Annotated in this window: 9 protein-coding genes and 1 pseudogene; all 10 read right to left on the bottom strand. The window is 39.9% G+C overall.

The genetic code is table 11. From position 1 onward, the window contains the following. Positions 1–37 precede the first annotated feature (37 nt). Complete coding sequence (locus Q0N70_RS10430) at positions 38–373, bottom strand: DUF3795 domain-containing protein (RefSeq protein ID WP_294016491.1); 336 nt, start codon at positions 371–373, stop codon at positions 38–40. 405 nt (positions 374–778) lie between these two features. Beyond that, positions 779–1,699, bottom strand: coding sequence for a GNAT family N-acetyltransferase (locus Q0N70_RS10435; RefSeq protein WP_294016493.1), 921 nt, complete (start codon positions 1,697–1,699; stop codon positions 779–781). Between the two features lie 357 nt (positions 1,700–2,056). Beyond that, positions 2,057–2,701, bottom strand: coding sequence for a hypothetical protein (locus tag Q0N70_RS10440; RefSeq protein WP_294016496.1), 645 nt, complete (start codon positions 2,699–2,701; stop codon positions 2,057–2,059). A gap of 214 nt (positions 2,702–2,915) precedes the next feature. Next, on the bottom strand, positions 2,916–3,683 hold the full coding sequence (locus tag Q0N70_RS10445; protein ID WP_294016498.1) for an Abi-alpha family protein: 768 nt from the start codon (positions 3,681–3,683) through the stop codon (positions 2,916–2,918). Between the two features lies 1 nt (position 3,684). Continuing rightward, entirely contained in the window at positions 3,685–4,149 is a 465-nt protein-coding gene (locus Q0N70_RS10450) for a hypothetical protein (protein ID WP_294016501.1), read from the bottom strand. Positions 4,150–4,152: 3 nt separating this feature from the next. Beyond that, complete coding sequence (locus Q0N70_RS10455; RefSeq protein WP_294016503.1) at positions 4,153–5,763, bottom strand: restriction endonuclease subunit S; 1,611 nt, start codon at positions 5,761–5,763, stop codon at positions 4,153–4,155. 124 nt (positions 5,764–5,887) lie between these two features. After that, positions 5,888–6,883: pseudogene (locus Q0N70_RS10460) on the bottom strand (class I SAM-dependent DNA methyltransferase); the annotation flags it as partial. A 15-nt stretch (positions 6,884–6,898) separates the two neighbouring features. Continuing rightward, a complete protein-coding gene (locus Q0N70_RS10465) occupies positions 6,899–7,378 on the bottom strand; it encodes a type I restriction-modification system subunit M N-terminal domain-containing protein (RefSeq protein WP_294016505.1) in 480 nt (159 codons plus the stop codon). Between the two features lie 36 nt (positions 7,379–7,414). Continuing rightward, a complete protein-coding gene (locus tag Q0N70_RS10470; protein ID WP_294016507.1) occupies positions 7,415–8,323 on the bottom strand; it encodes a type I restriction-modification enzyme R subunit C-terminal domain-containing protein in 909 nt (302 codons plus the stop codon). A gap of 81 nt (positions 8,324–8,404) precedes the next feature. Continuing rightward, positions 8,405–9,047: DEAD/DEAH box helicase family protein (locus tag Q0N70_RS10475; RefSeq protein ID WP_294016509.1), on the bottom strand; the 643-nt coding region annotated here is incomplete at its 5' end.

Below are 9,047 nucleotides of genomic sequence, written 5' to 3' on the forward strand. Positions count from 1 at the left end.
TTTTCTCCTGACCTCGTTCGTTGCCATTACAATTTTTTCAACGCGCAAGCAGATTGTTCTTTGCGCACGGATTGTTCTTGTGAATCATTGCGACTTTTCCGCAGCCTTCCATTTCCGCACAATCGTCGCAGGTACTTACTTTTTTGACGAGCGCACATTGTCGGATAGGGCAAAGTGAATCGCAGAACGGAGTTTTCCGTCCGTCTATGCGGCAGCCGTCGCAGTTTATCATTTCTGCAGTGATTTCAACGCCGTTCAGTTTTGACCATTCAGCTGCAACTTTTTTCCGCAGTTCCGAATCGTCTTCGACAGTCGCTTTTCTGGCCTCGCAGGATTCGCAGTCCAGTCCGCAAAATGCAATCAAGTTTTTCATTTGTTTTACCTTCCTTTTTTTTTCTGGGGCTTCCCCTCGCTCTGTTTCGACAAGCGTTGGAGGGGAAACTTCGTCAACGGTCTCAACAACCGCTCGGGTCGGGCGTTCCGCACTTCGCTGTCCGCTCTAAGTCCTCGCCGTGCAAATCGCACGGCTACGGTCTTTGGCTTCGGTTGTTCAAACAACCTTCGCCAGTGCTTCATGCCCTAAGCTACGTTCGCACGCTCACTACCGAGTTTTTGCGTTGCAAAAACTCGCAGTGAATGTTCCGTAAGTATCTTTTATGTCATTATCGGGCTTGACCCGATAATCAGTTGAAAAGTTACAGTAGATTGATGACCGAGTTTGCTACGCAAACATCGCAGGTCAAGCTGGGCAATGACATTGAGTCGCACCGTTTGCCTGCTACAAATTCTCTTCAAGAATTCTCATTCCTTCTTCTACGCTCTGACCGAGGATTTCCTGCATTTTTTGGAACTTGTATTTTTTGTGCAGGTTGTCTAGGACTTTGCGGTGGGCTTCTTTTCCGTGCCGGCGGATGAAGATTGCCTGTGCTTTGCTTGCGGCGGCTCCGTCGTTGCTTGGCGTGTAGAATCCTTTTTCGCATTTTTCGAGTTCCGGGCAGTCAAAGCAGCCGTCAAGTTTTTTTTCTTCGCAGCATTTTACGTTCGGGCATTTTCCGCCGGGAAACAGCGTGCCGAACGAGCAGCAGCTGAACACCGAGCGGCAGCCTCCGCACCATTCGCCCAAAAAACAGTGGCCGCACGAAAGTCCGCAGATTGCCGTCATGTCAACGCCATGTTTTGCCGCCGCCACGATTTCAGCTTTCCAGCGTCCGCCGTTTTCCATCCGCTTCTGTTTTTCTTCTCCTTCTTCGGAAAGTTCCTTGCGGTAGATTCTCGTTTCCTCGCCACCGACCGATTTTGCCGCCTTAAAAAATTCATAGCCGTATTTTTCGTAAAGTCCGATGTGGTCTGTTGAAATGTAGACCGCCTCGCGCCCCATGACGGTTGCAACGCTTTCCGCCCAGTTCAAAAGCTCGCCTGCGTAGCGATGGCCGCGATATTCGGGCGCGGTGTAGACAAAGCCAATCCAAGGAGAAAGTTCCGTCGGCTGAACATCATCGAGCGGCGCAAAAGTACAGAACGAAACAAGTTTTTCGCCGTCGATCAAAAGAGGAACAAGCGTGGAATCCCCAAGCGTTTCTTTCAGTTTGTCTTCGTTCAAAAGCTGATAAAGAAATTTCGCCGCGCCCCAGTCAGCTTTCGCGATTTCCGCAAGCCAATGCGCCTTGTCGTTTGATGTGAAGTATTCGATGATTTTCATGCTGTCTCCTTCCTATAAAAACAACGCCATTTCCGGCAGAGTTTATCTTATATCCTTAAAAATATAAGTAAAAATATATCCTACCGAATGATAGGTTGTCAAGGGAGGGGAAACTCTTTACGTAGAATGTCCAGTTCTCTTTTTTGTCACGCGGATTTGTGATTTGCTACGTAAATCACTTTTTTTTTTACCGGCGGATTTCGTAGAAATCTGCAAATCCGTGTGATTCTTTTACCCACCTAGCTTCTCGCCCAGCGGAAGCAGCTCTTCTTCTACTTTCTTATTTATATGGTGATAGATGGAATATTTAGCCGCATATATTTATCTAAATCTAACCAACTTATTAGTATTGCTGTTTTAAAAATCTACATTTATTTCATTTAACATGGTATCAAATATTTTTAGTTCCTTCTCATAACTCTCTTTTACAATAAATATTACATTCCCAAGTTCCGATGTCCAATATGATTTTTTATATGTGTTTAAATAATTCCTTATATCATTTTCACTCTTATTGATTATTAGGTACACACTGAATTGAAAATTTAATAATGATATGTATTCATTTAATTTGAAAAAATCATTATTAAAAGCATCTTGGGTTAAATTTTCTGTTTGGGTTTTACACTCTAAAATCAGAAATTGGTCATCAATCTTTCTAGACTTTTGATTAGTATGAATTACAAAATCAGGGAACACTTTATCTTTGTCTAATTCGGATTTTGTTTCTTTATATTTTTTCTCTGTAACATTCTCTTGTAAATATGTTGTTCTTTCTAGCTTTTTATAAATCTCGGCATCTACAAAAAACTCATCATAAAAACCACTATTTTGTCTCTCTTTTTCAATTATTATCCTTAATTGATGATAAAGTTCATAAGTAAAAAGGCGTTCTGGATGACGTTCTAATTTTGAATACCCCTGAGGATTTGACAAACTATAATAATGTTTCGGAACATTCCGAATAGCTTCACAAAGATAGCCTAAAAGTTTTTCTCCCATATTATACACCTCATAATTTGTACACAATTAAAGCAATTCCTCGATTGCGTTGGATATTTCTTGCAAAAAAAACGCATCCGGATGCGTGAAATCTTTAGATTTTTGGTCTTCATATTGATATTAATAGTATTGACAAAAGTGGTCAAGTTTTTATTAAGTTCAATTTTAAATTATAAAACTAGAAATCAAGAGTATTTAGAACATTTTTTCTTGCTTAAAGTTTTATAAATTCATCACATTTATCAGAAACGCACACATTGCAAAACTGTTTTCCAAAATCAGTCAATTTAAATTCAGAAAAAATTCTTATCCCAGTTTGCTTATTTCTTACAGATGAAAAAGCACCGTTTTGTTCTGTAACAGTTTTATCACTAAAAATAGGTTCTTGACTCTTGTATTCCCAGCAGCCTGAAAGATTCAAATGAGTTAAAAGACTATTATAAAGCCAAATATTTTCCTTAAAATAGAAATTTTCTAAAGGAAGCTCATTCAATATTTCTCGGCTATTAAAAAATATCTGTTTATCTTCATCAATATCTTGCTCGTGATGAAATTTATATGATTTCTTACTTAACAAAAGCAAAAACAGACATTCATCTCTTGTTAACTGTTCCAAAATACGAGGAAAAGCTGGACTATTAAACTTCTGTTTTTCTTTATCTACTGAAGATTTCAAAATATTATAAAACATTTCTCCAATAATACTTTCGTCTTGATTAATTGCTAGAGCCTGAATAGTTGGAATTGTAATATTAGGATTTGCTTCTACTAAATTTTCTTTTGGAACTTCAGAATTGATTCTAGCAAACCACTTTTCAATGCGATTATTCAAAAATTTAGTAGGCTGATAAATTGGACTTAAAATCAATTTTGCAACTTCTGCTGCAGAAATTCCAATTTGCTTTGCAATAGGCGAAACAATATCTTTATATGCTTCTAATAATAAACCAGAATCCTTTGACATATTCTTCAAACGCCCCATTTTATATTTTCTTTTTTCTTGAAACTATATAATCAGTCATTTTTTTCAAAAACTTCTGTTTCTTTTTAGAGTTTTCCAAGAAATGTTTTTCTAAACCAGTTTTTATAGCCCATACTGTATAAGGATTATTACAAGGCTCTGCCATATCATACGCATTTGAAAACCAAAAAGTATTTCTTGCAGAAAGCCAATGACAATATAAATTGTAGAACAATTTTTTATCTATTTTATTATTAAACAGCAAAAAGCAGGCAGTTTCTAATTCTCTGTCAATTTTCCATTTTAATTTTTTTGCATCTTCATCTTGATTTTTAGATTGCAATTTAGCATTTGCAGATTCAAGCCTGTCATACATAGTCATTAAAATTTCAAACCGATTATTTTTATTATCTCTAACAACTACATAAACAGAAACGGCAAGCGAAAGCAATGCTATAACAATTGTTGTTATTTCAAGTATTGACATATTTTACGCCCCCAGTTTCTCGCACAGCGGAAGCAGCTGCTCGATTGCGGCGACTATGCGCTTCTGCTCGGCGAGCGGCGGAAGGGGAACAAGTCCTTTGTATAATTTATCATCATTTATTGCTGGATATGCCACCCCTTTTGCATTTTCAGTGTCATTTGCATAATTATCAAACGTTGGCGAAAGCAAATAATAAAATAGGAATTTATTATAAATTGCATCGCAACACGACATTACAGCAAAACCTGTACTTGCAATAGGGTCTTCTGAAAAATCTTTATCAATAATGCACATATTGTGAAGGTAAGGTCTAACAGTTGAATAAATAATATCGCCTTTCTTCACAATTTTTCTTGCTCGTGATGGTGCTTTTTCTGGCAAAATCAAATTTTCTTTTTCATTCAATTTTTGATTGATATTATCAATAGAGCCGATGTCTATATAACTGAATTTTTTATCAGGAGTTTTCTGTCCATTGTTATAAATCAAATCCCCCAGTCTGCACCAGCACCAGTTTTCCGGGATTTCAAACGGAATCTCGTCTTCTGTGATTGGCGGAAGCTCTTTTTTTGTCACGCTTTTCTTGCCGGCAGATTTCGTAGAAATCTGCAAATCCGTGTGATTCTTTTTTATCTCTGCAAGCAAGTCTTTTGCGCTGCCTTCGCCTGCAATCTGCGGAACAAGCTTGCCCTGCACGGCTTCCTGCAGAATGGCTTTTTTTACATTGTCTTTAAGCGCGCCTTTCAGCAGCTCTTTCTGGAGAACCGCATTCTCGTAAGCGTCCACCAGCGGCAGCACCTGCTCAAGCTTTGAGACAATGGCGTTCTGGACAGCGAGAGGGGGAAGAGGGACAATCATTTTAGATAAAGTCTGTCCATTACAATTCGGCTGTGCAGTTGCAATAGTTCCATTTTTTAATTGATCCCAATAAAGCTGACTTTCCATAAACAGTTTCATGTATTTGGGATTCAATTTCTCAAAATCATATTGTGTACGAATTAAGTATCCTGCAAATACAGCATCTTTTAGTTCTTCATCAACTAAAAATGATTTTCCTACAGTTCCTCCTGTACGGGCAAACAGAATGTCATTTTTTCTTAATTTATAAGTAATTACATCTTCATCGGATATTTCACAAAATGGCACGTTTTCCCATTCAACTTTACCGTTTTGAATATCAGTTATTCTGACCATTTTTATCCGACCGCTTTCTTTTGCCGGCGCATTATAACCATATTGAATTGAATCTGATAATTCACCCCATCTGCACCAGCACCAGTTCTCCGGGATTTCAAACGGAATCTCTTCTTCTGTAATTGGCGGAAGTTCTTTTTTTGTCACGCAGATTTGTGATTTACTACGTAAATCACTTTTTTTGCCGGCAGATTTCGTAGAAATCTGCAAATCCGTGTGATTCCTTTTTGTTTCTTCAAGCAGTTTTTTATTGCGTTCCTCGATAATTCTGTCTAAAAGCTGCCTGCCGGTTTCAATGGTGGTTTCGGCAGGCTCAACCACCGCACTAGCTGGCTCAACCACCGTAGAAATCAACTTGCCCGTAACCGCCGCCTGTAGAATCGCTTTTCTTAAGCTCGTGTCTTTTTTTATCTGTGTCAATTTTACTTATCCTTCCATTTGAACTTGTGCAAAAAAATGCGTAAGTTGAGTCTTGTCCCAAAAATCGCTTTTTTGGTACATAAGTTGTTGCTCATGTACCAATTTTTAAGTTTTTGGTACATAACTACAGCTCAATTCCAAGAATCTCGGTGATTTTTTTTAGCGTGGAGCTTATTTTTTCGTCTGCGGCTTGGCTGTGCTTTTTGTAGTTCTGGATTGTTTTCGCAATGCTCAGTATTTCCTCTTCCTCGTGAGGGTAGCCGCAAAGGTCAAGGTTGCAGTCATTGTCGAGCAGTTCCTTTGTGGTGTACTTTTTGGCCTTAGGGTTTCCGTCGGAATCAAGAAGTTCTTTTCTGTTGTTCCACCAGTCAATGCAGCCGTCAAAGTGCTTTAGTTCCATCGGCTTCGTCTTGCTGAAGTGCTTGCGGTCGCTTGGAATGTCCACGCGGTAAAACCAGGTTTCGCCTGAAGGCTCTTCATTGTTGAAGAACAGGATGTTTGTTGTGATTGAAGTGTACGGACTGAACACACTTCCCGGCAGGCGGACAATTGTGTGCAGATTAAAATCTGTAAGAAGTTTTTTCTTCAGATTGTTTTTTGCGTTGTCGTTTCCAAATAAAAATCCGTCCGGAACAATCACTGCGGCGCGACCTTTTTTTTTCAGGCGGTACATGATGACTGCCATAAACAAATCCGCTGTCTCGCTTGAACGCAGGTCGGCTGGAAAATTCTGCTTGATGTCTTCCTTTTCGCTTACGCCGTAAGGTGGGTTCATAAGGATTACGTCGAATGCGTCTTTTTCCGTGTAGTCCAGAAGTTTTTTTGTAAGTGAGTTTCCGTGGAATACTTTCGGGCTGTCGATTCCGTGAAGAAGCATATTTGTTACGCAGAGCATATACGGAAACTGTTTTTTTTCGACCGCATAAATTGAGTTGTAAAGTTTTTCTGATTCTTCGTTTGAAATGCTGCCCTTTGCATCTTTTATCGCCTCAAGTTCCTTTATCCAGTTTGAAAGAAATCCGCCGGTTCCGCAGGCAAAGTCCGCCATGTTTTCGCCAATCTGCGGCCTTATCATTTTTGCCATGAACTGAGTTACGGCTCTTGGCGTGTAGAATTCGCCCGCGCTTCCCGCGCTCTAGAGTTCTTTTAGAATTGTTTCGTAAATCTCGCCGAATGCGTGGGTTTCCTCGTAGCTTCCAAAATCAAGCTCGTCGATAATGTTCACAATCTGGCGCAGAAGAACGCCGTCTTTCATGTAGTTGTTCGCGTCTTCAAAAGTTGTGCGCACAATTGACTGGCGGATTGGAGTTTCCGGAGTAACTTCAAGTGATTTTAGCGTGGGAAAAAGCTTGTTGTTTACAAAGTTCAAAAGATTGTCGCCGGTAAGATCTTCGTTCTGGTTTTCTGAATGCGCCCAGTTTCTCCATCTTAAATCTTCTGGAATAATTGATTCATATTTTTCATCTTCAAATTCCCAGTCCTCTTCCTTTGCGTCATAAACTTTCAAGAAAAGCATCCAGACAATCTGCTCAATCCGCTGCGCATCGCCGTTAATGCCGGCATCGTTCCTCATTACATCGCGAATGCGTTTTACAAAGCCGCTTAAATTGCTCATTTTATTTCCTGCCTTTTTTGGTTAAGTTATTGTCTATCATGCTGCGTAAATTTCTTTTTCAAGTTCCTTTATAGCCTGCCTGTAATTTTTGTTTCCGCCGAACAGGGCTGCAATGCGGGCGGGCTTTCCGTATTTTGTGAACGGATTCTGCTTTAGTATTTCTGTTGACTCAATGTCGTAAATGCCAAGCTCCGCGTATTTGTCCAAAAGCGCGTTGATTACTTCTTTTGCTGCCTCGCCATACTTTCCGAACAGGCCGCGTTTTTTTACGTTGTTCACACGCTCGCGCCGGGTAAGCGGTTTTTGGTCGAACGCGATGTGGCAGATAAAATCAAAGTCATCAACATCTGTCATGTTCTGGTCTTTTTTTATAAGCTCAAGGTCGATTCCTTTTTCCTTCAGCATATTGCGGATAACTTCTTTTTTCTGCTCCTCGTTCCAAGTCTGAATAAAATTGTCCAATGTCTGATAAGCTCCGATTATGCTTTCTTTTGTGTAATCCTCAATCGATTCCTGCTTTAAAAGCTTGCCGTCTGTGTCATAAATAGAAACAAGCCGCTGCAAAACCTTGATTTTGATTCCGCCCTTGCCGACAATTTGAACTGATTTTTTGTTTCTGCCGTTCTCTCCTGAATCTGTGGAATCTTCTGAACTTTCAGAATTTGTTTTGCTGACTTTACCGGCACTATTTTCTTGCGAAGAATTTCCGAATTCTTCATCCTGCTCAATTTCTCCGTCCCATTCTGGGTCTGCAAAAAGTCGGCTCACTCGGCGGAAGTCCATAATCGCAAAATGAGTTTTTCCTTCGTCGTAGCGCAGGCGTGTTCCACGCCCGATTATCTGCTTGAACTCTGTCATGGAATTTATAAACTCGTCGATTACAATCAGCTTTACCATCTTGCAGTCAGAGCCGGTCGAAAGAAGCTTTGAAGTTGTGGCAATCACAGGATATTTTTCCCTTACGGAAATAAAATAGTCCAGTTTTTCCTTGCCGTATTTGTCGCTTCCTGTAATGCGGACAACATACTACTCCTTTACGTTTCCGTTCGCATCGCGCAAAATCATGTCTGTGTTCAGATTGTTCAGAGTGACTCTCATTCGTTCAGCGGCATCTTCTGTAGGGCAAAAAACGATTGTCTTTGACATTCTGTCTGTTTCTTTCAAATACTTTGTGATTTCCGCCGCGACTTCATCGATTCTGTCCTGAACAATTATGTTGTAATCATAGTCGGAAAGACCATATTCGCGGTCTTCAATCTCTTTTCCATAAATATCTTTCTGACCTTTCTTTGGCCGCCAGCCGTCATCAATATTTGTGTGAACATTTATGACTTTGAACGGAGCTAAAAATCCGTCTTCAATTCCCTGCTTTAGGCTGTATGAATAAACCGGCTCTCCAAAATAGTCGATGTTTGAGACATACTTTGTTTCCTTTGGAGTTGCAGTCATTCCGATTTGCGTTGCGCTGTTAAAGTAGTCAAGAATTTTCCGCCAGCGGGAATCTGCTTTTGCTGAGCCACGATGACATTCATCAACAATAATCAGGTCGAAAAAATCCGAATCAAAAAATTCTTTGTACTTTGAAACTTCCAGTTCAATTTCTTCTTCTGTTTCTTTATAATAAGCCTCAGATTTAGACACGGAGGAGAAAAAATAACGAATTTGTGCT

This window comes from uncultured Treponema sp. (assembly GCF_945873775.1).
In the GTDB taxonomy this organism is placed as follows: domain Bacteria; phylum Spirochaetota; class Spirochaetia; order Treponematales; family Treponemataceae; genus Treponema_D.